A 22,404-nucleotide genomic window follows, 5' to 3' on the forward strand; every position below is an offset into this window, starting at 1 on the left:
TGGTAAATCCAGGCTAGTCCCTGGATTCTCGGGTCCTAGTTCCCCCAATTAGATAACCCGCACAAACTTTCTAGGTCTCATTATACCCTTAATTATCTCCAAACGGTAGGTTCCGCAAACTTTCGGCAATGTCCGCCACCGATTGCGCCGTCGTCTGGTGCGACTGTGTGGCCGCACTAGACTGCGCTGGCTTCGCTGCCGATGCTGGTTTGGCCGCCACCGGCTTAGTCGTCGTAGCTGGTTGCGCCTTGGCCACCGCTTCATGCCGGTGCGTGACCGGTTGTTTCTCAGCGTCACGGCGCATGCCATCCATCGTTTCGTTTAATAAATGATCGACGAACACGTTCCCTTGATTAGTCGCGTGCCCCTTGGTCCAGCGATAGTTGAGATTGCTAAATTGTGGCAACAGGCGATCCACGTCTTGCCAGAGCTCCGCGTTGACCAGTGGTCCGGCACTGCGCTTCCAGCCGCGGCGTTTCCACCCGGCGAGCCAGCCCTTGTTGACAGCATTCAAAACGTACTGAGAATCCAACACAAATAGGATGCTTTCAGCCGTCTGACCTAAGTCGACCAGCTTCTGCAGGGCATTACGAAAGGCCATGATTTCCATTCGGTTGTTGGTCGCGCCAAACTCACCGGCGGAACCGGTCTCGATGGCATCGGGCAATTCGATGCGGTAGGCCCAGGCCGCCTTGTCAACGTCCTTCACGTGCCCGCCAGCGACGTTCCCGGTGTTTCGCGAGCCACCATCGGTATAGACCGTGATTGTGGCTGAGACGGGAGCTGAGGCCGATTTACTGGTGGCTGCCCGGCTCGTTTTGGCTGAGCGATGGGCAGGTGTTTTCACTGCGCTACCCTGCATAAAGGCCTTGGCCTCAGCCTCGGTGGTAAAACTTTTGTACTGTGCGCCGGAAAATCCGTTGACTTGCTTCTGCGTTTCCGGCCACGTGCGGTAGATGCCTGGCTGCTTGCCGCGTCTGACCGCATAGTATTTTTGTGCCAAATGTATCCCTACTTTCGAACTAATTCTTAGCTAGTTTACCATACTTTTCCCCGTGATTATTGAAATCCGCTATTACCAAATTTATGGACGCGGCACCATCGACCGCCCCTCACCTAAAACTTTTTTGCGTAAACCTTAATAATCCGGAAAAACTCGTGAATTTAGAGCGTAAATTGTTTTCATAACTTTTAGATTATGCTAATCTAGAAGGTGTGAAATAATGACCGGAGAACGACCATTTTTACGATGTTTTTATTATTTTGAGGGGGTTTTTCATGAAGAATCCGATCCGTGCGACCATCATAACCGTCGACCAAGCTCGTGCCATGCTGAAGGACCAGCGTGAACAGCGCGATGAACGTTTTCCGCAACTAGCAGTCTCCGGTCAATACATCTTACCAGACTATCGGTTAACCCGTAAGCGGGAAGCCTTTAAGATTCGGCGTCACACATTTTTGAAGAAGCATTTCCGCTCCTACGTGGCGTTCGATTCCGACAACGGCCAGACCCTGTGGATTCACAACTTCCCCAGCCTGTCTGAAGCTTGCTTCTGGTTAAACACCGGCTTAAAGCCTGGCGACACCGACTCGACCAGCTCCTATCAGGAATGGAAGACCGAACACACTGCTGAAATTGAGGTTCTGAAGGAACAACTCAGAACGCAACACCACGAAAAGAAAAAGCCCGTTGCGACGCCGAAACCAGCGACCGTAACCGTCAAAAAGACCAAGCACGTGAAGAAATAAACGCGCGTGGCAGCTAAAACGTCATCCCCAGCAATCGCTAGGAATGGCGTTTTTGTTTACCTGAAATTAAAAGACCCGTTCACCCAACCACGATGGCTGAGGTGAACGGGTCTTGTTGTCTTTGTTAGGTTAATTATTCGTAAGACACAACGATGACTGTCCCGCAGATAGTCCCCTTGCCCATGATAGACAAGTACAACAGTGAAGACAGTCCCCGCAAGTCCACGAACTAAACCAGTGTCAGCCGCAGGGCTGGGAAAACTGGGCCGGTCGTGGAAGTGACCAGAGGCGAGCCAAGGTGCCCGGCTGTGTCGATGGTCTTAATAGAGTGATTTTCTCTATTTAGAGCATGGGACAACCTTTGAGACCGCACTTTGGCTCAAAGTTGAGGTGTAAGCCCGCTCTTCGGCTGGAACCGGCCCCACAGCAGGGCTCCTTGAGCTCGCCGGCGGGAACGGACGCGACCAGGCCCAGTTTTCACCAGCCCGGAGGCGCTGTACCAACACCTAGTTTAGAGATCTAAGTGAACTTGCTTGGGGTCGGTCTTGACGATGATCTTGCCGTGGTGGATGGAGTAAAGCACTTCTGACCGTTGGTTCAAAGCGTTGTAGAAGTTATCATTATTCATCACAACCAGGTTAGCTGGCTTGCCGACTTCGATGCCGTAGTGGTCGGTCACGTGCATGGCCTTGGCCCCATGGGTCGTCACAAATTGGTAAGAGTTCATGATGTCGTCGTAACCCATCATTTGCGTGACGTGAATCCCCATGTGTAGGGAATCCAGCATGTTGCCGTCGCCCATTGGGTACCATGGGTCCTTGATGTCATCTTCACCGAAAGCCACGTTGACACCGGCTTCGTTCAATTCCTTAACCCGGGTTAAGCCACGACGCTTGGGATACGTGTCAAACCGTCCGCCCAAGTGGGTGTTGATCAATGGGTTAGAAATCATGTTGATGTGTGACATTTGTAAGAGACGCATTAATTTGTAAGCATAAGCGTTGTTGTAAGACCCCATGGCCGTGGTGTGGCTGGCCGTCACTTGATCACCCAAGCCGGTTTCGAGGGCTAAGGTCGCCAACGTTTCCAACCCACGGGAAGCGGGGTCGTCGATTTCGTCACAGTGGGCGTCGACTAACTTGCCGTATTTTTGCGCCAATTCAACGGCGAAGTGTAGGGATTCGACACTGTATTCACGCGTGAATTCGAAATGAGGAATGGCCCCAATGACGTCGACGCCTAATTTGGCGGCCTGTTCCATCAATTCCTTACCATGAGGGAATGAGAGAATCCCTTCTTGGGGGAAGGCAACCAATTGGAGTTCGATGAAGTCTTTGACCTCGTCGCGCACTTCAATCAGGGCCTTCAAAGCGGTCAGGCTAGGGTCGGTGACGTCCACGTGGGAACGCACGAACTGAATCCCGTTGGCAGCTTGCCGTTCCAAAGCCTGGCGAGAACGGTTCTTGACGTCTTCGATGCTCAACGTCTTCTTCCGTTCTGACCAGATGCGAATTCCATCGAAGAGGGTCCCGGATTGGTTCCATTCGGGGTCCCCCGCCGTCATCGTACTGTCCAAATGGACGTGTGGATCAACGAATGGTGGCAATACCAATTTACCCTTGGCATCAATCACCTGTTCATTATCTTTTGGTTCTAAATGGTCAGCGATGGCGGTAAACTTCCCGTCCTCGATGCGAATATCTTGTGGCTGCTTTGCGTTTTCGATGTGCCCTTGTTGAATTAACATGCGCGTTAACCTGCCTCCTAAATTTCAATCTTTAATAAAATCCCGGAATGGTCAAGCCCAACGCTAACAGGGAGCCGTCCGTGACAATGCCCGCAATAACGGCAATAATGACTACCGTCGCCGGTATCAGTGCCCATCGTGGCCCCCGTCGTGCCGAGTGAACCAACCCATACAAGCTTATCACAGTTAGTCCCAATCCGAGCGTTAAAGTCAGTGGTTCGTTGGGAATTACCAAATAAAGCTGGTCAAAGGCTCCGGCAATGGCCACCCAACTCGCCACCGCCCCAATGAAACTCCATTCTAAAACCAGTCGCGCCCCGAATGTCATGTCCCCCATCCCCCTTTTGCTTGTTGCTGAACTATCTGTAGTGTTTAGTAGCAATTTTTCTACATTCTATGCTATCCTAAATCTAATCAATTTATGAAAACGGAGGTCTGATTACATTATGCTAAATTCTTATCCCCAAGCTCTCACCATCGCCGGGTCCGATAGCGATGGTAGCGCCGGCATGCAGGCTGATCTGCACACCTTCTTCGCCCGTCACGTCTATGGTGCGTCCGTCATTACCGCCTGTGTGGCGGGGAATTCTTACGGGATCCACGCGAGCGTGCCGATGCCAACCGACTTTATTGATCAAGAGTTCGCTGACCTAGCTGACGACTACCACATTCGTGCCGCCAAGACGGGGATGCTCGCCGATTCCGAACTGATCGAAGATGTGGTCAAGAATTATCAGGCCGCCGATTTTGGCCCCTTAGTGGTCGACCCCGTCATCATGACGAAGCACGGTAACCAGTTGTTAGAGGAAAGTGCCTTTAACACCCTGCGGACAAAATTAATTCCGCTGGCAACCGTCCTGACACCAAACTTTTACGAAGTCCAAAAAATTGCTGAAATGACGATCAACAGCGACGCCGACATGATTGCCGCCGCCAAGAAAATGCAGGCCATGGGTGCCAAAAACGTGGTCGCCAAGGGCAGTCACGCCGACACTAACCAACAAGCCGTCCGGGACTATGTGCTCCTCGAGTCCGGCGAAGGCTTCTGGCTCAGCGAACCCTACCACGAAACAGACCGGGTCAACGGTACCGGCGACTCACTGTCCGCCTGCATCACGGCCGAGTTGGCCAAGGGCACGCCGATGAAGACCGCCATTGCCATTGCCAAGCAGTTCGTGAACACCGCCATCGGGAGTCCGATTGAGGTGGGCCACAAGTTCGGCCCCATCAACCACTGGGCCGCCCAGCAACGCGAATACTAATTGGTTCCAAGCCCAGCCCATTTCGGCTGGGCTTTTCGTTTACCCTTTTACATTGCCCGTTGTCATCACTTCGCCTGCGGCTGCCAGATAGCTCCGCTCCTGTGGGGCAACCTCCGAAGCCTGAGAAGCGGTCTTCGGAGGCGCCTTGAAATCTCGCAGAGTCCACGAGCTTCCAAGGTCGTCCCGTGCTGTAAGGCCGAGAAAATTCACTCGGTCTAACACCACCGACACAGGGCTACGTATCTGTCCTCCTCCGGCTCCGTTAACAAAACGACCAATGTAAAAGTATCCGCTTCGTGGTCGTATCGTGACCACTAGTCATTGGTATTCGTGTCTCGACGTCAACTATCAAACATCCATCGGTAAAAGTAATCCTGTCCGTTCCCGGCGGCGGATTCAAGACGCTCTGCTGTGGGGACCGGCGCCAGCCTGAGAAGCGGTCTGGCGCCTCGCCTTGAAACCTCGCAAAGACCGCGAGTTTCCAAGGTCGTCCCGTGCTCTAAACTGAGAAAAGCACTCAGTTAAGACCACCGACACAGCTGCCCGTATTGATCCGCCTCTGATCACTCACAACGACCATGACATCTTCACAGTCGTGGAGCCAAACATTAGCCGCCAAATATGCGGTTGTCACAAATGTATCCGCCTTGCTTGGCAGTCCTCTTCCATAATCTTATGCATATCACAATGTTAAGTTCAAAACCAAGCCACTGACATTGGTTTAGCCAATCCAAACTAAACTGGTGCTAGGTGGCTGTTGCCGCGGAGCCGGAGGTGGTCAGATACGAAGGCTGTGTCAGTGGTGTTTGCTGAGATGAGGCCAACAATTATAGTTACCGAAATATCCTTTAAAATTCAAAAACAAGCCACCGGTATTGGTTTAACCAATGTCAGTGGAGCTGGGGGCTGGTGGGGTGGCGAGGCCTGTGTCGGTGGTGTTGGCTGAGGTTCTTTCTCAGCCTACAGCACGGATGACCTTTGAGACTTGCGCCTTTCAAGGCTCAAAGGCAAGATACAAGACCGCTTCTCAGGCTTGTATCGGTCCCCTCAGGTGCTGTCCACCCCACCAACCGCAAGCGCAACAACCATTCCATAACAACACACTTTAACCAATCCAAGCCACACCGGTGTTAGGCGGTTGTTGCCGCGGAGCCGGAGGTGGTCAGATGCGAAGGCTGTGTCGGTGGTGTTGGCTGAGGTTTTTTCTCAGCCTACAGCACGGGATGACCTTTAAGACTTGCGCCCCTCAAGGCTTAAAGGCAAGCTGGCAGACCGCCCCCTGGCTGGAAGCGGTCCCCACAGCCTGAAGTGTCTGAACCACCGCAGGCGAAGCAAGAAACGCCGCCTACCACCGGTCGGGGCGCCAGGTGCGGCCGTCTACCTCGCCGCGCAACTGGTCACTTCGCCGTTCCTGTTCACGTACCAATTCGGCCAATGCCAGCCAAAACGCCCGGTCGGTGAACTTCCCCTGCTGTTCGGCTAATTTATCAATTTGAAGTTGGAGCCATTGTGAATGTTCAGTCATCTTCCTGCTCCTTAATCAGCGACAAGGTGTCCGCCAAAGCGTCGATATCATCTTTTTGTTGGGCAAATTCGGCTTCGATCAGTCGGCCGGTTGCCTGTTGTTCCGGCGGCAATTGCTTGATCATTTCTGGCAAACGTTCGGCAAACCAGGCCTGGCGGTCGCCCAAACTGTCAGGCTGCTCTTGCGTCAGGTAGCGCTGGTAGTCCACCACCAATTGGAGTTTTTCGGGCTCTTCAAGGTAGGCAAACTGGTGAATGGCGAAGATGGGCAGCCAGGTCATTTTGGCCCGTTCGGCAACTGCGGCTAATGGCGCTAAGGCCGCGTCCAACGTGATTTGCTCGGCACCGCCCCGTTGAAAGGCCTTGCCCGGCATCCCGGTGGTCACCACGATACCCAATTCCTTATCGGCCAAGGGGTAGCGGTGGTCGCCATACACGAACGTCCGGGTCAACACGGTGTCCTCCCACTGCTTGAGGCCTGCGGGGGCCGCGTACCAATACAAAGGAAATTGTAAAATAATGCGGTCGGCGTGACGCAATTGATCCTGTTCCTTCGCCACATCTAGGGTTGGTTGACTTTCAATATGCTCCCAAATAATGTCCTCATTCGCTGGCAGACTCGCCTTCAAAAATTGTTGGCTGGTCGAATCCGCCAGGTGGGGATGCGAGACTAACACGAGGGTCGTCATGGCCTCAGCTCCTTTTCTATTTTCTCTAGAACTACTGTATCACAAAATAGTGAAACGACTGAAACCAACGCCCGGTTAGTTTGACTATTTTTGTGAAACCGTTTACAAAAATAATGAACTCCTGTATAATTGCTCGCTGATCAAACGATTAACTTAATTCAAGGAGGAACACACATATGGCAATTCAGTGGGACGTACAAGGTAAGAGCGTCATCATCACCGGTGGTGCGGGCGGCATCGGCTTCGGCATGGCAACGGCCTTCGTTAAGGCGGGCGCGCAGGTTTTAATCGTCGACGTGAACGACGAACATCTCCAGGCCGCTGCGAAAAAATTGGCCGCCTTTGGCACAATTGAGACGCTGAACGTGGATATTTCTACATACGAGAATGACCAAAAAATCATTGAAACGGCCATCACCAAATTTGGCAAGCTGGACGTGTTGATCAACAACGCCCACGCTTCCCGGCAAAAGCCGTTTGACCAGCTGACCGACGATGACTTTGCGTTGTCCTTTAATACTAGCTTCAACCCAACGCGGCATTTGATGCAATTGGCACATGAACCCTTGAAAGCCACGCAGGGTTGCGTCATCAACTTTGCCTCCGGTGCCGGCATTCGCGGCCAACAAACGCAGGCGGCCTACGCTGCGGCTAAGGAAGCCATCCGGGGATTGACCCGTGTCGTCGCCCACGAATGGGCCCCCGATGGCATTCGCCTGAACATCATTTCCCCCATCGCTGAAACCGAGGGCGTCAAGCAGTGGCATCAGGCTGCGCCGGAACAATACGACCACTTGGTCAACAGCATTCCGCTGCACCGCCTGGGTGACCCTGAACAAGATATCGGTTCCGTCGCCCTCTTCCTCGCCAGCAGCGCCAGCGCCTACATGACAGGCCAAACGCTGATGGTCGACGGTGGCGACATTCAAATGTATTAAATGATTGCTGCTCAACTTAATAGGTGGCCGTCACGCTGAGTGTTTTCTGCGTGGCGGCTTTTTGAGTTGCATCCTTAGATTCAGAGAAGCAGACTACCCGGCCTAACCCAATCCGTGACTTGAAAACACCACAGTCACCCACCAGTCAAGCACAAGAATACCGAAAATGGGCGGCTAGTATCAGTGACCAGAGGCGGATCAAGTTGGTCAGCTGTGTCGGTGGTGTTGGTCGGGGGGACTTCCCGACCTAGACCACGGGACGACCTTGGAAACTCGCGCACTTCAGCGAGGTTTCAAGGCGAGCTGGAAGACCGCCCCTTAGGCTGGAAGCGGTCCCCACAGCAGGGCAACTTGAATCCGCCGCCGGGAACGACCAGCTATCTGCCACCCATTTTCGGCCAAAAGAAAAACGCCTAGCTGAAACACTAGACGTTACCCAAAATTAACTTAACCGACGATTTGAATCGTCATGGAATTTGTCACGAGTTGCCAGATGCTTGCTCTTCTTACGGAAAGCATTCCGGTTATTCAGGTACAACTGACTAACCCCGGCAATCAAAATAATCATGATAATAATAGCTACTGCATGCATCACAATTCCCCCCGTCAACATTAGGTTACAAATATATTATCCTAATGTTACAGGAAGATTGCAAGTTGTGTGAACTAGTCGTAACGAATTCTTGATAATTTTAGCGATTTACTTACTTTCTGACTGACTCTTTGCGCGACTTGATGATTTCTGTTCGGACTCTTTTTTCTCGGATTCCTTTTTCTCTTTGTGCTTCTTTTGAACCTTACGAACCTGATCCGAAATCTGGGTTGACGGATTAACCGTCTTTTTCCCGGACAAATTAGACACTGGGTAGGCAATGAACAGGACCACGGCAGAGATAATTAAGTAACGAATATTTTTCTTGCGGTCGCCGAGCGCTTGTGTAATTTGGAAGAAATAATAGATTAGTAAAATAGCCGCGAAAAAGACAATAGCCTCGGCAACGATATGAACGACACCCAAGGGAAACCCTCCTTCTATGATTTAGCCTAACTTTACTGGAACGACGGTCCCCTGTCAACTGACGGTGCAGAACAGTGATTGACACGGCTACGTTGCTTCTCTATAATTAAGGAGTTATTGGGATTTTGTCGCAATAGCTCAGCTGGATAGAGCAACGGTCTTCTAAACCGTAGGTCGAGGGTTCGAACCTCTCTTGCGACATCACAATTAAATGGGTTATCAAAAAGGTTGGGACTAGGTCCCAACCTTTTTCGTATCTCTAAGTGTTCAATTCTTTAGTCTTCGTACTTGCCAACAACCGGTAAGTTCTTCAGAACCTTGCGACCGTGAGGCGACTTGCCATCGATCACACTGGTCAGTTCTTGACCGGCCAAGTTACCGTGGTGCTTGCCACCGGCCCAGGCTTCGACGCCGCTAACGTCGTATACGACGCCCGCAATCGCCACGTAGGCTGGTTGGCCGTCTTGACCGTTAAACTTCGCTAATTCTGCTTGGTTGAAAACTTTTTCTTCACTCACACAAATCACCGCCTAATAGATTTACCCTTATCGTAAACTGAGTTGCCAAACAATACAAGTAATTCGCTTGTCAGGTGATAACCTTGCTTTCGCTTTTAAATTTGGACGCAAAAAAACCACTAACCGAAGTCAGTGGTTTTTTACTAAGCACGATTTAGGCTAATGTAAATTAGTCAACTACCGTAACGTTAGCAGCTTGTGGGCCACGGTCGCCTTGTTCTACATCAAGGGATACGTGTTGGCCTTCTTCAAGAGTCTTGAAGCCTTCGCTGTTGATAGCGGAGAAGTGAACGAAAACGTCTGAGCCGTTTTCCAAAGTGATGAAGCCGTAACCTTTATCAGCGTTGAACCATTTAACAGTACCTTGTTCCATAAGAATGAAACCTCCATGCGCATAGCGCAATAATATTTGCATTTGAAAGCTGGGGTAAAAAGGAGCCATTCTTATAAGAACGTCGAGCCTTTACTTCCGAACCATAAATACATTAGTCATAGAATAACAGGTATTCCCGAGAATAGCAAATGCAAAGTGTCGAAATCGGCAAACTTTTTAGCGACCCCTATAAAGCATTCACTGTTAACCATGTTTGTGCCGCAAGCACCTCATGCGGCGTCAGCTGGTGAGTTCCGCCCGTTATTTCCATCGTCGTTTCCGCCTGAATCTCGTCAAAACTTTTTAAAACTTTTTTTACCGTGGCGACCGTTACCAGCGGATCATGTTCCCCCGCCGACAGCCAAGCCCGATAACCGGGTCGCTGGACTGGCAATGCCACCGGTAACTGCAACGGATGGAAGAGCAACGCCGCCTGCCCCGGAATTTGCCCCGTTAGGACCCCGTAGGCAGCCATGGCCGCACCATTTGAATAACCGACCACCACCAGCCGCTCAGCGTCCCAGCGGTGCTCCTGGCAGACCTGTTGGACCTGTTCACCCAGCCAACTGGCTTCTTCAGCGATTTGTGCCGGGTTCACGGGTCCCGCCGCCGTTTGCGAATAATATTGCCGTTGCGCGCCAACACCCTGCCGGCCCGCAATCGTGATCAATGGACTCTGCGGAGCCAATCGCCGACCAAACGTCAGCATTTCCTGGTTCGTCCCGCCAGTTCCCTGTAAGAGCAAAAGCGGGGCTGCCGTATTGGCGCCAGGCATCGTTTCGATTAAATCCGTTTCCGCCATCGGTCAGCCTCCTAACGTTGGACGATGATTTCAATCTGGCCCTTCTGGGGCGCAAAATTCAAGCCTGCACACGTTTCCGTTAAGATCTTGCCGTATTCGCTCAGCACGTCCACGGGTAGCGGCGTGTGGGTTCGTAAGTGTTCAATTAACTCATCGGCCGACTCTAAATCCGCCAACGTGACAAACAGTAAGGCGTTATTGATCAAGTCATGCAACAGATCGGTCAACAACCCATTTGGCTTGCCAACTTTATCGGTGATGACGACCTGGTTGCTTTCTACTTCCTGGTGATTTACCGAAATATGCTTCAATACATCAAAAATCGTTTGCATGCCCAGTCACTCCTTCGTAGGTTATTCCCCAAAACGACAGTCTTTTTCTAATTAACTCGATGATACTGCAATTTTGCCCGAACGGAAACTAATTCTTGGGAAATGCCTGCGGATGGCCCTGGTTTTGGTAGCGCGTCATGATTTTTTCCTGCACCTTAGGCAGTGGCAAGTCCCGAATCTCAGCTGCCGGCACCCATTTACCAGGGTAAAAGGTCAGTGCAGGTGTCGTCGCCAATTCCGCGACCAGTAACTTAACCTGCCAGCGCTGGTGGGTGTAGGTGTGACTGACCGGCTGCCCACTGACCGGTGTGAGGCTGATAGGGAGCTGATAGTCCGTGGCAAATTGCTGTTCCAGTGCCGCAATGTCCGTCTCCAACGTGGGTTCATCCACCGGCACGGTCTCGCGGAGTTCTGCCTGAATCACTAATGGAAACGTCCAGTAGCCCGTTAACATTTGGTTGGCATCCCGCTGAACCATCAGGTACCCCGCGGGTGAATGGACAATCAGACCATAATACGGCATTAATTTAGGCCGCGGTGCCTTGGTCTTCACCGGAAAATCCGCCACCCGGCCTTCCCGGTAGGAGGCGTCAAATTCACGGACCGGCGAATGGGCCGGATCAGAATTTTTCGCCGTCATGTAGCTGGAGCCCAGGTCCATGATGGCTTGGTTAAAGGCGCCAGGCCGTTCCGGGTCGACGATGGGCTGAATCACCTGCTCAAAAATTTTCCGTGTCTGCGGCTTGGCGATATCATCGTCAATCAGTAACAGCCGTGAGAAGACGCGAAAGGCATTGCCATCGACCGCTGGAACCACTTCGCCAAACGCAATGCTGGCGATGGCTCCGGCCGTGTAGGGACCGATGCCGACTAAGTCAGCCAGGCCAGCCGCGGCCCGGGGCCATTCCCCGTGATAGTCAGTAACCAACTGTTGTGCCGCACGTTGTAGATTCCGGGCGCGCGAGTAGTACCCGAGCCCCTGCCAGGCCTTCAAGAGGTCCGCTTGTTCGGCATTGGCCAACGCCGTGACCGTGGGAAAGGTCGCCATAAAATTCTCGTAATACGGAATCACCGTATTGACCTGCGTCTGTTGCAGCATAATCTCGCTGACCCAAACGTGATAGGGCTCGTGATCCCGCCGCCACGGCAAGTCCCGCCCCTCTTGATCATACCAAGCCAACAACGTCCGGCGAAAATCCCGGATGGTGGCTGCCGACCATTTTTCCATCAGCTGACCCCTTCTTTCGTTCTAATTTGCGAAACCTTTTTCCTATTCTAGCGAATTCGCCCACCCGGAACAAGTAAAGCTTGACGTCCCCCCACGACTCCCCTATCATCAGTGAAGAATGACAACATAGGTAGAAACCCCGACAAGGTTGACTGCCGAGTGAGGCAATGATTGTTGATTCTCGATAGGTCATCGTCTAAGACTTGATTACTTAGTTAAGTCGCAAATTGAAACAATTGATTGCTATACTAATTCAGTTAACTATACCTAAGCCAATTAATAAGGTTCTAAACATTACGACAACAAATACACAAAACTGAACGGGCTAACCCCATCTAAGCCGCAGGGCTGGTGAAAATGGGCCAGTCGCGGTCAGTGTTAGTGACCAGCGGCGCGCCAAGGTGCCCGACTGTGACAAGTGCACCGGCTCTGACTTAGCAGTAACTATCTAAAGGACAAATTGAACCAGCAACCCCCACAGAAAACAAACACACAAAGCTGAACGGGCTAAACTCGTGTCAGCCGCAGGGCTGGTGAAAATGGGCTCAGCCGTGGGAGTTGCCTTAGCGGGTTCCCCGCTTAGGCAACTGCTATCTTTGAGACGTGATCTTCGGCTCAAAGTAAGTCTGGAGACCGCCTTTCGGCTCCAGACGTGCGCCCACAGCGCCACGGCCCATTTTCACCAGCCCGGAGGCGCTGTAAGACGCGCAGTTTAACCCGTAAAAGAGACTATGACATAACGGAGTGGTAAACGTGAAACGTTGGCGATTCTTTCTAATATTAATCTTGTGTACCAGCTTGGCCGGCTGCCAGATGGCCAAGGAAACGCACACGACCAGTGACAGCAAGGGCGTCATGACCCGCAAACAGGTCGTCACCCTGGCCACCTCGCGGCCCCTGACAACGCTGGATACCGACAAGCTCACCCAATTCGGGCGGCTGAACAACACCATTGAAGGGCTCTACTCAACGACTGGCGAGGGGCAAGCCGAACTGGCGCTGGCCAAAAAGGTCAAGGTGACCAATCATAAGCAGACCTACACCTTTACCCTCTGGCGCGATTCCCACTGGAGCAACGGCGACCTCATCACGGCCCGGGACTTCGTTTATTCCTGGCAACGGGCCCTGTCCCCAACGACCAAGGCGCCGAACGCCGACCTCTTTGTCGGAATGCAAAACGCACGCCAAATTCTCGATGGCAAGCTACCCGCAACTAAGCTGGGTGTGAGCGCGCCGAGTCGTTTCAAATTAGTCGTTCACCTGGATCACCCAATGGCAGAACTGCCACAACGACTGACGTTCCCACTGTTTGGTCCGCAAAATGAGCGCGTCGCCCTAAAGTATGGTAACAAGTACGCGACTAAGCCGCAGTACCAAGTCTACGCCGGGCCATTCATGGTCGCCAGCAAGGGCAACACCGCCCAACACTGGCACATGATTCCTAACCCACACTACTGGGACCGCGAGCACGTCTACCTGCAGCGCATCAACGTGGACGTTTACCATAGCAATGCCAAGATGTGGACGGATTACCGCAAGGGCACGCTCGATGAGGTCCGTTTGCTGGGCAAGGCCAACATTAAATCGTTTGAAAAACAGGCCGCCTACACCGCGCGACCGTACTCAAAGATGGTGTTGTTAAACTATCGTCAGGCCGGACCTGAATCGACGGTTAATCAATTGCTGCGACAACGGATTGCTCGCTTAGCTATTTCCCACGCCATCGATCGGCAGAAACTGGGCACCGCGTCTTACGGGAGCACCTCGCTTCCCGCTCAGGGGATTGTCCCCGCCGGTCTGAGTCGCGGTCAACGGGGCACGGCAGATTTTGCCGCCGCCCAACCGCAACAGCAGACGCTGAAATTGAATTTGCCGTTGGCTAAAAAACTCTGGCAGACGGCCAAGAAGCGGGCTGGCGTCAAACACGTCACGCTGACCCTGAGCTATTTGGACGCCACCTACAGCCACAAGATTGCCCACACGTTGCAGCAACAGCTGACTGCGGCCTTGCCGGGCCTGACGATTCGTTTGGTCCCCCGCGAATGGTCCGTCGACGAACTACCGGCACCGACCAGCACTGATTTAACGCTGACGACCCAGCACGCGCAGTACGCCGACCCCCTGTCAATGTTGGCGCTCTTTACCAGCACCAGCATGGCCAACACGGGAAAATGGTCGAACGCCACGTACGACCAGCTGATTGCCCAGGCCAGCACGGCGCCCGCCTTTAACAGTACGCGCTGGAAAACCCTGCTCAAGGCAGACGGTGTGTTGATGAAGTCCCAGGGCGTCACGCCCCTCTTTCAACCGGCCAGCACCTACCTTGTCAACCCCAAGCTCAACGGGGTGCAGTACAATACGGTTGGCACGCAATCCAACTTTAAGGGTGCCTACTTCGTGAAATAGTACCCATTCTAATAGTTGTCAAAAAAGATATGATCCACCTGAGACTTGTGTCGTTCTCCCAGGTGGATCATATTTTTTTGCCGCTAATACTGGCCTGCCGTTTGTTGGTCTACTAGTGATGACCTTTGTCCCGCAAAAATTTCTCGAACCGCGGATCAACATCATTCTTGGCGTCTTCTTGATTTTTCTCATTGAGCTCAAGAATACTGATTCGTTGTGCCAACGTTTTGTGTACATAATCACTGATTAAGAATTCAAATGGTTCTAGATTACCGCTTTCACGAGAAACGGCCAAATCTTCCATGTAGATGGTCCGTGCTTTTTTATCCGGCTGAACATTGATAACCGGGTAACCAGCTTGAGTCAGCGCCATATTCATCAACAAACGTGCCGTTCGCCCGTTACCATCAGCAAAGGGATGGATTGAAACAAATCTTTGATGCAAATCAGCAGCAAATTGGACAGGATGTCGGGCTATCTGCGCAGTGTGCGCCCAGTCAATTAGCTGGTCCATTTGCGGTGCAATATCAAACGGCGCGACATAGGGCTTGTCTTCACTGCCAAACGGCCACGCGGCTAAAATTCGGTAGACGCCGGCATTTGCTTTGTCATTGGTCGTTTGCAGCGTCACGATGCGATTTAGTGTGCGAATCAAAGTGGAGCTTAACGGCGTCTGTTGACTAGCTAGTTCCATCATGTACTCGTAAGCTTCGTTCAAATCCAATGTTTCGAGAACATCTTTAACAGGAACACCATGGATTGTCATCCCTGTATTTAAAATTGAGGCGGTTTCATAACGGGTTAACGTGTTCCCTTCAATGGCGTTAGATGACCAAACATGTTCGATGCGGACACGCTGTTTTAGTTCTTTGACCTGTTCAACTGATAAGGGTCGAAAAGTAATCATTTTCGCTTTAAGTTCGCTAGTTTCAGCTAGTTTGTCTTCGATTGACATTAGAATTTCAACTCCTTTTGGCAAGTTATAGTGCCACTATTGTAGCAAAAAAGACGACCGAGACGTTATCGGTCGCCTTAAAATCTAGTCGCAAATAACTTAGTAAGCGCGTAGGTAAGCCGTAAGTTGTCACCAACTTAATTCGCTACGATTAACTCGGCAGTTTAGCCATGGCAACTTGTATCAGGTTTTCACTGACAAATTCACTGGTCAACCGCTGCATTGGCGTGTACTCGTGCCGTTCCTTATAGGCGACTGGATAGGCAGCGACCACCGCCACCTTCAAATGATTTTCGGTCAGAAAAATTTGACCAGTCCCCTTGTACTTGCCCTTGCTGTGGCGGCCGGTGCGCCAGGAATGGAGTTTGAAATCGCCATCCGGCTCGCGTTTGATTTCGTACTCGCCGGAGGCATTCGCCTGCACGGGCACCCCGACGTACTGGTTCACGTCGTACTTGGCCTTCATTGCGCCGCCTCCTCAGTGAATACCTGAACGAGTGGCGCAACGGCATCCGCACCCAACACGGCCGTCACATCCGGCTGCGTCAACACGGTCTCTACCGCGGTGGGCGTGGCGTCGATACCGGTCAGCTGTTCCGAAATGGTGTGCAACTGCGCCGGGGTGCCAATCGCGCCAAATAACATGGCCGTCCGCAATTTGCCAGCGTGACGGGTGAAATTGACGTGCAGCTCACCGTTGGCAACCGTCAGCTTGCGATACTCCCGGAAGCCGGGATTGGCCCCGTAGTTCCAGGCATCCGTATCATACTTTTCGGCTAGCCGTTGATCGATCACGGCCCAGTCCTTGTCGCTCAAGTGATACGTTTCAATTTGATCTAAGCTACCGACTTCAAAAATGTGGCAGAGTAAGGCTTCCTTGAACGCTTGAATGTCCAAGTCCCGGTATTCTGGGGCCAGGTACTGCCGTAGGTTGGTAATCGCCACCCGGTTGGAATCGACGCCGCGATGGGGCCGGTCGCTGGCTGGCAAAAGGGAGGCGTGGGCCGCGTCCACGTTCAGGTCGTACATGATGGTCCCGCCGGCCGCGTAGCCTTCCCCATTTTTAAACATGGTCATGCCGGAAAACTTCTTGCCGTCGACCGTCAAGGCACTCTTGTTGCTGATGCCCAGGTCGGCCACGCCCATCGCTTTGAGCGCCCGCAAAACGGGTTCGGCAAAGACCGTGTAGTCCCCAAATTTCGACCCGTCTTGCGGATCACCATTGATGATGTGTTCAAAAATCAGGTTGCGTTCATCGTGGTAAACGGCGCCGCCACCGGACGTCCGCCGCACGAGTTGGACGTGGTTCTGTTCTAAGTAGTGAAAATCGACTTCGGCACCCACCGTTTGGTTAATGCCGACGATGACGGCCGGTTGGTTGACGTACATCATCAAACCGTGGCCGGGTAATTTTAAATCATTGACTAAGTAGTTGTCGATGGATTGATTGACGATGGCATCGGTCACGACTTGGCCGTTGCGGTTGGTATCAATTAAAAACATTTCAGGTAACGCTCCCTTCAGGTAGGTGTTTTCGTGTTGGTGTCTGCGGCTGACAGGATTCCGCCTTGGGTTTCTGACTCCGCCTGCGGTAGTTAGGTAGCTTCACCCTATGGGACCCGTCTGAAGTCTGAGAAGCGGTCTTCAGACTCGGTTGGGGGCCTTGCAAAATCACAAGTCCCCCAACACGGTCCGTGCTGTAAAGCTGGGAAAAACGCCCAGTTTAACACCACTATCACAGGGTTCGCCACCTAACTACCTCCGGCTCCACCAGAAATCCAAGGCTCCGTCGGCCTAAACACCAACGGCAACAACACACCGTTCTGTTTATTTTCATTTACAATTTCTAGCGACATTAATTGTCACTGAGACACGTCAATTCGCTAAACATTGCCTCACTAACGATCATACAAGAGATCGCTCACTTCCAGGCTAAACCAGTATTAGCCGCAGGGCTGGGAAAAATGGGCCGGTCGTGGAAGTGACCAGAGGCGAGCCAAGGTGCCCGGCTGTGTCGATGGCCTTGGCTGGGGTATTTTCCCAGCCTAGCCCATGGGACAACCTTTGAGACCGATCTTTGGCTCAAAGTTGAGGTGGAAGCCCGCCCCTTGGCTGGAACCGACCCCACAGCAGGGCACTTTGAGTTCGCCGCCGGGAACGGACGCGACCAGGCCCAGTTTTCACCAGCCTGGAGGCGAAATACTGTTCAGCCCAAGCGAGCACTGATTGAAATTATTTTTAGTGTAGCATGCACCCTCAGCGTGAGCAAGTTATTGTCAGCGGTTACAAGCAAAGGGTATACTAGAAATTAACAACGACATTAGGGAGGAATTTACGATGACTGAACACCCACAATCTTTTTGGCAACGACTAATGAACTGGTTCCGCGGAAACAAAACCCCGGCCGCACCAGAAATTACCGTCAAGGATGGCGTGTGGCTGGAACAACGTGACCAAGGCCACTACCGAATGGGGCTTTCTAGTGACGCCCTCGAACAAATCGGTGACATTAGTTTCGCCGACCTACCTATTCTGGCCGATGACGTATTGGCCGCTGGCGACGACATTTTGGAAGTCGAAAGCGATAAGGCCGTCGAAAACTTCAAGACCCCGTTCGCCGGGACGGTCGTTAAGGTCAACGAAGACTTAGTTGGCGACCCCGCCACTATGAACAAGAACAAGCAAGCTGACAACTGGGTATTGGATTTACAGGTTGCCTAAATTTTATCAAAACTAGTCAGTGCTTTCACAACCTGGCTAGTTTTTTCTATAGGCCACAAACAGCGCCACTATCCGTTTGCAACCAAATAGTGCGTGCTACTAATCCCAATATTTGCTATGATAATTCTTGTTTCCACAGGAGGAGAATCATATGCAAATTGGTCAACAAATTAAAACCCAACGTGAGCTAAAACATTGGTCGCAACAAGACCTTGCTAATCGCTTAAGCATTTCACACCAGTCCATTTCAAAATGGGAGCAAGGTACTGCTCTCCCCAGCTTTTCAAATGTTGTTCTTTTAAGTGATCTATTCGGATTATCCATTGATGAGTTTGTCCGACAAGATACCCACATGATGAATAAGTTAGCCCATCCGACCGATCGCCCATTTTCATTAGTTTTATTGTTAAGCTTTGGCTGTGCTATTGTCGTTTCACTTATTTCACTCAGTCTCGGAATTGGTGAAACAACTTTTGTAAATGATACCCAGTCTTTCATTTTGATTGGCGTTATCGTCCTCTTGTTTTTAGTCTATTCCCAGCAACGACAAAATAAGTCACATCATACTTGGCTAATGGTTGGCATTGCTACAATCACTCTTGCCTTGCTACTAGTTCCTCAAGTTGACTCATTCTTTTTAGGCTTTTATTCAGGACTACTACACCAGTAATATACAATTTAAACTGAAGAAAAACTCCCGTGAAATTTTCCACAGGAGTTTTTATTTACCACTTGTATTGAACCGGGTTCTTAATATATTTATTGTAAACGTCACGCACAATGGCCATTTGGTCAGTGGTAAAGGCTGGCAAATCAGCGGCGGCAACGTTGCGGGTAATTTGTTCTGGCTTGGAAGCACCCGGAATCACCGTGCTAACGGCATCGGCCATCAAAATGTAACGTAGGGCCAATGGTGCCAACGCTTGGTCTAAGCCTAACCGTTCGTGCAATTCGTTTGCGGCCTTGACCCCCGTGGCATAGTCCACTCCGGAGAAGGTTTCGCCTTGATCGAAGGCTTCACCGTGCCGGTTAAAGTTTCGGTGGTCCGCCTTACCAAAGGTCGTGTCCAGCGTGTATTTCCCGCTCAACAGGCCACTAGCCAGCGGCACCCGGGCGATGATGCCGACGTTCTTGGCTTGGGCCATCTTGAAGAAATTATCGGCTGGCCGTAAGCGGAACATGTTGTAGATGATTTCTACGGCGGAAATGTCGTAGTCCAAGGCCTTCATGGCTTCTTCGACCCGTTCGACAGAAACCCCATAGTTCTTGATCTTACCGGCCTTTTTCAGCTGGTCGAGCGTGAAGAAGACTTCGGGTTCGTAGTAGACGGGTGTTGGTGGGCAGTGCAACAGCACGTTGTCCAGTGCATCGACGTCTAAATTGGTCAGGCTCTCTTCCACAAATTTAGTAATATTGGCTGCGGTGTACCCACTGGCCACGTGTGGATCGAGCTTCCGGCCGACCTTGGTCGAGACGAACACCTTATCCTGCTTGCCCTTGATAAACTTGGCGAGCGCGCGTTCACTCTGCCCATCCTGATAAATATCAGCGGTGTCAAAGAAGTTCACACCCGCATCATAGGCCGCGGCCAGCGTGTTTTGCGCATCAGCCTCGTCGAAGGGGTCGCCCCACTTTGACCCCAACTGCCAAGTGCCCAAGGAAACTTCGCTAACGTTAAAGTTAGTTTTACCAAATTGACGATACTTCACCGTAATCCCTGCTTTCTGCGCCAGTCTCGCCGACGCCATCCCCTATATTCTGCCGTTTTATTTGGGGAGCGTCAATAACTAACCCCCGCCACATGAACAAAATATTTACCATTTTCACCAAAAAGGACTACCATGAAAATTGAAGCCGGTGGTACCCATGCCAGTAACAGATCCGCTGACCCCAAATTTATTTTGGAGGTAATGGTTATGGCTGTTGTAGAAAAGACTGCATTATTGGATAAAGAAATGAGTGAAGTGTTCGACTGGTCCGACAAGAAGTTACCTGTTCGTGACGCTCTCTGGGATCACTTCATGGAATCCAATGGTCACAACACCGATGAAACTGAAGCTTCGATGAAGGAAATCGACGCTAAGTCCGACGATGAAGTTCGTTCTTACGTGGAAGATAACCTTAAGAAGTAACCGGCTGTCTCAACCTAAAAATAACCTCGCCCTTGTGGTGGGGTTATTTTTCTTTGGCCAAAATTAAGCTGAATAAATACAAAGAGGCCCCTCAGATACCGTAACGTATCTAAGGAGCCCTTGTTTGTATTTTAAAAGTTAGTTAAACTGCGCCGTTACCCCATAAGTTCGGAGATAACGCCGACCAGTCGCCGGATCAATTTCCATTCGGGTCACACTGGTGTTGGCCGGTTCTGGCAAGGCCGTCGTTGCGGTCGCATTCAGCATCAACAGCGCCGTCGCCTTGATAGTTAGCCCGTGACTCACCACCAAAATGTGGTCATTCGGATGGTCAACCACCTCTTCGGCCAGCCACTGACCCACGCGACGTTGAATGTCACGGTAGGTCTCGCCACCGGCTGCGACCAGCACATCCGGCAAGGCTTCGCCCGTCAGTGGGTCGAAGTCGGCCGGTTGCCGCTCCTGTAAGACCCGGAAGTTTTCCCCCGTCCACCGACCGTAATCGGCCTCCATCAACCGATCATCGAACTGTGGTAAAACGTCTAGCTTCGCCGTTAAGGCCGCTGTCGTTTGCCGGGTCCGATGCAAGGGACTGCTGACTAACTGGTCGTAGTGACTCCCCTGAAGCCACTGAGCGAGGCGTTCGGCCTGCTGTAAGCCATTCACGGTTAAATGCGTGACCGCCGTATCCAATTGTCCTTGCATAATCTGGTCAACGTTGGCTTGCGTTTGACCATGACGCACCCAATCAAAGGTCGTCATTTTCTCACTTCCTAATTTTCTCTCTCAAATTGCGTCTCAATCTTTCGTCGTCCCTGTTGCAGCAGGTAAATCGCCACAATCACCAGGACGGAACCAATAACTTCCGCAATCGTAATTTTTAAGCTCAGAAAAATAATGGATAAAATAAATGTCACCACCGGCTGCGTCGCGTCAACGATACTGATCACATCGGACGGCGCAAAGTGGGTACTGTACAGAATCAATGAGAATGGCAAAATCGTTCCCACGATAATCACCGTGGCCATTGACCCAATCAGGGTCCCGGTAATTGGCGGCATATTCAGAAATACCGGATGGTACAGATTGAAGAAAATTCCGGCAATAAACGTTCCCCAGCCTAACACAGTAATCGGTGCATGACCATAGTCGCGTACTAGTGGCCGCGGTAAAACCACGTAACAAGCCGCCGTGATCCCGGAACCAATCCCCCATAACAGGGAATTAACGGGGATGGCCAATTGGGTGATATCGCCCCGGGTAATCGCCAGAAAGACCCCGACTAGCGCGACCGCAAAGGCAATCAGATCACTACGCAGTGGTCGTTCGTGCTTGAATAGTAGGCTACCTAACACAATAAACAAGGGACTCAGATACTGCAGGATGGTGGCTGCGGCCGCATTTCCCGACTGCACCGCAATATAAAAGGTCAGGAGGTTGGCGCCCAACCCAATCAGGGCGTAGGCCAAGAGCCAGGACACTTCACGCCAGCTCTTAAAAATCGTGAACGTTTCTTTGCCATACAAAACCAGACTGATCAGCAACAAAATAACGCCGGCGCCCATCGTCCGGGCGGACAAGAACCAACTGGTCGGAATCGATTGGCCTTGCGAAATAAACTGGAGGACCGTTCCGGAGACCCCAAACATGGCCGAAGCCACCGTGGCCCAGAAAATCCCCTTCATAACGTTTTCCGTTGGTGCACCTACATTCTTCAAAACACGATAAATCCTTTCTCTCTCATACCTCAAGTATGCATCATCATTTCGTTACTGGGATGGTGAAAATAGTACGGATCTTTCGTTCCCGGCGGTGGGTTCAAGATGTCCTGCTGTGAGGAACGGTTTCAGCCTGAGAAGCGGGCTTTCACCTCGACTTTGAGCCTGAAAAACGGTCTCAAAGGTCGTCCCGTGCTCTAAACTGAGAAAATCACTCAGTTAAGACCACCGACACAGCTGGTCATCTTGACCCACCTCTGGTCACTGACACAGTTCAACTATTTTCACCATG

At 51.6% G+C, this 22,404-nt stretch carries 25 protein-coding genes and 1 tRNA gene; 8 read left to right on the top strand and 18 right to left on the bottom strand.

Translation table 11 applies throughout. The features are described from left to right. Positions 1-88: 88 nt before the first annotated feature. A complete protein-coding gene (locus tag EKM84_RS02800; RefSeq protein ID WP_125763445.1) occupies positions 89-1,003 on the bottom strand; it encodes a ribonuclease H family protein in 915 nt (304 codons plus the stop codon). Between the two features lie 275 nt (positions 1,004-1,278). On the opposite strand from EKM84_RS02800, the gene EKM84_RS02805 reads away from it, so the two are divergent. After that, positions 1,279-1,749, top strand: a complete 471-nt coding sequence (locus EKM84_RS02805) for a hypothetical protein (protein WP_125763447.1) — start codon at positions 1,279-1,281, stop codon at positions 1,747-1,749. A 511-nt stretch (positions 1,750-2,260) separates the two neighbouring features. Here the strand turns inward: EKM84_RS02805 and codA are convergent. Then, positions 2,261-3,496, bottom strand: coding sequence for a cytosine deaminase (gene codA / locus EKM84_RS02810; protein WP_125763449.1), 1,236 nt, complete (start codon positions 3,494-3,496; stop codon positions 2,261-2,263). Between the two features lie 31 nt (positions 3,497-3,527). After that, complete coding sequence (locus EKM84_RS02815; RefSeq protein WP_125763451.1) at positions 3,528-3,824, bottom strand: hypothetical protein; 297 nt, start codon at positions 3,822-3,824, stop codon at positions 3,528-3,530. Positions 3,825-3,942: 118 nt separating this feature from the next. On the opposite strand from EKM84_RS02815, the gene thiD reads away from it, so the two are divergent. Then, entirely contained in the window at positions 3,943-4,758 is an 816-nt protein-coding gene (thiD, locus tag EKM84_RS02820) for a bifunctional hydroxymethylpyrimidine kinase/phosphomethylpyrimidine kinase (RefSeq protein WP_125763453.1), read from the top strand. Between the two features lie 1,345 nt (positions 4,759-6,103). Here the strand turns inward: thiD and EKM84_RS02825 are convergent. Then, entirely contained in the window at positions 6,104-6,283 is a 180-nt protein-coding gene (locus EKM84_RS02825; protein ID WP_125763455.1) for a hypothetical protein, read from the bottom strand. Then, positions 6,276-6,971 (bottom strand): NAD(P)H-dependent oxidoreductase, encoded by a 696-nt coding sequence (locus EKM84_RS02830; RefSeq protein WP_125763457.1) that lies wholly within the window; start codon positions 6,969-6,971, stop codon positions 6,276-6,278. Before EKM84_RS02830 ends, EKM84_RS02825 begins: the two co-directional genes overlap by 8 nt. A 176-nt stretch (positions 6,972-7,147) precedes the next feature. On the opposite strand from EKM84_RS02830, the gene EKM84_RS02835 reads away from it, so the two are divergent. Further along, positions 7,148-7,909 carry an SDR family NAD(P)-dependent oxidoreductase gene (locus EKM84_RS02835; protein ID WP_125763459.1) on the top strand — a complete coding sequence of 254 codons (762 nt, stop codon included), beginning with the start codon at positions 7,148-7,150 and terminating at the stop codon, positions 7,907-7,909. A gap of 442 nt (positions 7,910-8,351) precedes the next feature. On the opposite strand, the gene EKM84_RS14120 is transcribed toward EKM84_RS02835, so the two are convergent. Both EKM84_RS14120 and EKM84_RS02840 read right to left on the bottom strand, forming a co-directional pair. Then, on the bottom strand, positions 8,352-8,501 hold the full coding sequence (locus tag EKM84_RS14120) for a hypothetical protein (RefSeq protein ID WP_164511283.1): 150 nt from the start codon (positions 8,499-8,501) through the stop codon (positions 8,352-8,354). A 108-nt stretch (positions 8,502-8,609) separates the two neighbouring features. Continuing rightward, a complete protein-coding gene (locus EKM84_RS02840; RefSeq protein ID WP_125763461.1) occupies positions 8,610-8,927 on the bottom strand; it encodes a hypothetical protein in 318 nt (105 codons plus the stop codon). A 127-nt stretch (positions 8,928-9,054) separates the two neighbouring features. Here EKM84_RS02840 and EKM84_RS02845 point away from each other — a divergent pair. Next, a tRNA-Arg gene (locus tag EKM84_RS02845) sits at positions 9,055-9,128 on the top strand. Positions 9,129-9,202: 74 nt separating this feature from the next. On the opposite strand, the gene EKM84_RS02850 is transcribed toward EKM84_RS02845, so the two are convergent. From EKM84_RS02850 to mutY, 5 genes are all read right to left on the bottom strand, one after another. Beyond that, on the bottom strand, positions 9,203-9,445 hold the full coding sequence (locus tag EKM84_RS02850) for a cytochrome b5 domain-containing protein (RefSeq protein ID WP_125763463.1): 243 nt from the start codon (positions 9,443-9,445) through the stop codon (positions 9,203-9,205). 169 nt (positions 9,446-9,614) lie between these two features. Continuing rightward, entirely contained in the window at positions 9,615-9,818 is a 204-nt protein-coding gene (locus tag EKM84_RS02855; protein ID WP_024746588.1) for a cold-shock protein, read from the bottom strand. A 187-nt stretch (positions 9,819-10,005) separates the two neighbouring features. Continuing rightward, a complete protein-coding gene (locus tag EKM84_RS02860) occupies positions 10,006-10,620 on the bottom strand; it encodes an alpha/beta hydrolase (protein ID WP_125763465.1) in 615 nt (204 codons plus the stop codon). Between the two features lie 11 nt (positions 10,621-10,631). Then, positions 10,632-10,952 (bottom strand): hypothetical protein, encoded by a 321-nt coding sequence (locus EKM84_RS02865; protein ID WP_125763467.1) that lies wholly within the window; start codon positions 10,950-10,952, stop codon positions 10,632-10,634. Positions 10,953-11,040: 88 nt separating this feature from the next. Then, the gene (gene mutY / locus EKM84_RS02870) at positions 11,041-12,180 is read right to left on the bottom strand and encodes an A/G-specific adenine glycosylase (RefSeq protein ID WP_125763469.1); all 1,140 of its coding nucleotides are present in this window, start codon (positions 12,178-12,180) and stop codon (positions 11,041-11,043) included. Between the two features lie 753 nt (positions 12,181-12,933). On the opposite strand from mutY, the gene EKM84_RS02875 reads away from it, so the two are divergent. Then, entirely contained in the window at positions 12,934-14,586 is a 1,653-nt protein-coding gene (locus tag EKM84_RS02875; RefSeq protein ID WP_225418119.1) for a peptide ABC transporter substrate-binding protein, read from the top strand. A 112-nt stretch (positions 14,587-14,698) separates the two neighbouring features. Here EKM84_RS02875 and EKM84_RS02880 read toward each other — a convergent pair whose 3' ends face one another. From EKM84_RS02880 to EKM84_RS02890, 3 genes are all read right to left on the bottom strand, one after another. Further along, a complete protein-coding gene (locus EKM84_RS02880) occupies positions 14,699-15,541 on the bottom strand; it encodes a Fic family protein (RefSeq protein ID WP_125763471.1) in 843 nt (280 codons plus the stop codon). A gap of 151 nt (positions 15,542-15,692) precedes the next feature. Continuing rightward, positions 15,693-16,007: a DUF7671 family protein gene (locus EKM84_RS02885; RefSeq protein ID WP_125763473.1), complete on the bottom strand. Its 315-nt coding sequence runs from the start codon at positions 16,005-16,007 to the stop codon at positions 15,693-15,695. Beyond that, complete coding sequence (locus tag EKM84_RS02890; protein ID WP_125763475.1) at positions 16,004-17,044, bottom strand: lipoate--protein ligase family protein; 1,041 nt, start codon at positions 17,042-17,044, stop codon at positions 16,004-16,006. Before EKM84_RS02890 ends, EKM84_RS02885 begins: the two co-directional genes overlap by 4 nt. Before the next feature lie 834 nt (positions 17,045-17,878). Between EKM84_RS02890 and EKM84_RS02895 the strand changes: the two genes are divergently transcribed. Further along, complete coding sequence (locus tag EKM84_RS02895) at positions 17,879-18,262, top strand: glycine cleavage system protein H (protein ID WP_125763477.1); 384 nt, start codon at positions 17,879-17,881, stop codon at positions 18,260-18,262. A 151-nt stretch (positions 18,263-18,413) separates the two neighbouring features. Further along, a complete protein-coding gene (locus EKM84_RS02900; protein ID WP_125763479.1) occupies positions 18,414-18,932 on the top strand; it encodes a helix-turn-helix domain-containing protein in 519 nt (172 codons plus the stop codon). 55 nt (positions 18,933-18,987) lie between these two features. Here the strand turns inward: EKM84_RS02900 and EKM84_RS02905 are convergent, their stop codons facing one another. After that, positions 18,988-19,971, bottom strand: coding sequence for an aldo/keto reductase (locus tag EKM84_RS02905; protein WP_191988058.1), 984 nt, complete (start codon positions 19,969-19,971; stop codon positions 18,988-18,990). Positions 19,972-20,178: 207 nt separating this feature from the next. On the opposite strand from EKM84_RS02905, the gene EKM84_RS02910 reads away from it, so the two are divergent. Beyond that, entirely contained in the window at positions 20,179-20,394 is a 216-nt protein-coding gene (locus tag EKM84_RS02910; RefSeq protein ID WP_125763483.1) for a P8 family protein, read from the top strand. 138 nt (positions 20,395-20,532) lie between these two features. On the opposite strand, the gene EKM84_RS02915 is transcribed toward EKM84_RS02910, so the two are convergent. Together EKM84_RS02915 and EKM84_RS02920 are read right to left on the bottom strand one after the other, a co-directional pair. Beyond that, positions 20,533-21,156 (bottom strand): histidine phosphatase family protein, encoded by a 624-nt coding sequence (locus EKM84_RS02915; RefSeq protein ID WP_125763485.1) that lies wholly within the window; start codon positions 21,154-21,156, stop codon positions 20,533-20,535. A gap of 11 nt (positions 21,157-21,167) precedes the next feature. Continuing rightward, entirely contained in the window at positions 21,168-22,079 is a 912-nt protein-coding gene (locus EKM84_RS02920) for a DMT family transporter (RefSeq protein ID WP_125763868.1), read from the bottom strand. Between the last annotated feature and the right edge of the window lie 325 nt (positions 22,080-22,404).

Source organism: Levilactobacillus mulengensis, from assembly GCF_003946045.1.
Lineage (GTDB): Bacteria > Bacillota > Bacilli > Lactobacillales > Lactobacillaceae > Levilactobacillus > Levilactobacillus mulengensis.

Bases quoted from the DNA above. Each gene is read 5' to 3' on its own strand.
- mutY (WP_125763469.1), bottom strand. From the start codon at position 12,180: ATGGAAAAATGGTCGGCAGCCACCATCCGGGATTTTCGCCGGACGTTG.
- EKM84_RS02915 (WP_125763485.1), bottom strand. From the start codon at position 21,156: ATGACGACCTTTGATTGGGTGCGTCATGGTCAAACGCAAGCCAACGTT.
- codA (WP_125763449.1), bottom strand. From the start codon at position 3,496: ATGTTAATTCAACAAGGGCACATCGAAAACGCAAAGCAGCCACAAGAT.
- EKM84_RS02895 (WP_125763477.1), top strand. From the start codon at position 17,879: ATGACTGAACACCCACAATCTTTTTGGCAACGACTAATGAACTGGTTC.
- EKM84_RS02890 (WP_125763475.1), bottom strand. From the start codon at position 17,044: ATGTTTTTAATTGATACCAACCGCAACGGCCAAGTCGTGACCGATGCC.
- EKM84_RS02865 (WP_125763467.1), bottom strand. From the start codon at position 10,952: ATGCAAACGATTTTTGATGTATTGAAGCATATTTCGGTAAATCACCAG.
- EKM84_RS02900 (WP_125763479.1), top strand. From the start codon at position 18,414: ATGCAAATTGGTCAACAAATTAAAACCCAACGTGAGCTAAAACATTGG.
- EKM84_RS14120 (WP_164511283.1), bottom strand. From the start codon at position 8,501: ATGCATGCAGTAGCTATTATTATCATGATTATTTTGATTGCCGGGGTT.
- EKM84_RS02825 (WP_125763455.1), bottom strand. From the start codon at position 6,283: ATGACTGAACATTCACAATGGCTCCAACTTCAAATTGATAAATTAGCC.
- EKM84_RS02910 (WP_125763483.1), top strand. From the start codon at position 20,179: ATGGCTGTTGTAGAAAAGACTGCATTATTGGATAAAGAAATGAGTGAA.
- EKM84_RS02830 (WP_125763457.1), bottom strand. From the start codon at position 6,971: ATGACGACCCTCGTGTTAGTCTCGCATCCCCACCTGGCGGATTCGACC.
- EKM84_RS02805 (WP_125763447.1), top strand. From the start codon at position 1,279: ATGAAGAATCCGATCCGTGCGACCATCATAACCGTCGACCAAGCTCGT.
- thiD (WP_125763453.1), top strand. From the start codon at position 3,943: ATGCTAAATTCTTATCCCCAAGCTCTCACCATCGCCGGGTCCGATAGC.
- EKM84_RS02860 (WP_125763465.1), bottom strand. From the start codon at position 10,620: ATGGCGGAAACGGATTTAATCGAAACGATGCCTGGCGCCAATACGGCA.
- EKM84_RS02920 (WP_125763868.1), bottom strand. From the start codon at position 22,079: ATGAAGGGGATTTTCTGGGCCACGGTGGCTTCGGCCATGTTTGGGGTC.
- EKM84_RS02855 (WP_024746588.1), bottom strand. From the start codon at position 9,818: ATGGAACAAGGTACTGTTAAATGGTTCAACGCTGATAAAGGTTACGGC.
- EKM84_RS02880 (WP_125763471.1), bottom strand. From the start codon at position 15,541: ATGTCAATCGAAGACAAACTAGCTGAAACTAGCGAACTTAAAGCGAAA.
- EKM84_RS02885 (WP_125763473.1), bottom strand. From the start codon at position 16,007: ATGAAGGCCAAGTACGACGTGAACCAGTACGTCGGGGTGCCCGTGCAG.
- EKM84_RS02815 (WP_125763451.1), bottom strand. From the start codon at position 3,824: ATGACATTCGGGGCGCGACTGGTTTTAGAATGGAGTTTCATTGGGGCG.
- EKM84_RS02835 (WP_125763459.1), top strand. From the start codon at position 7,148: ATGGCAATTCAGTGGGACGTACAAGGTAAGAGCGTCATCATCACCGGT.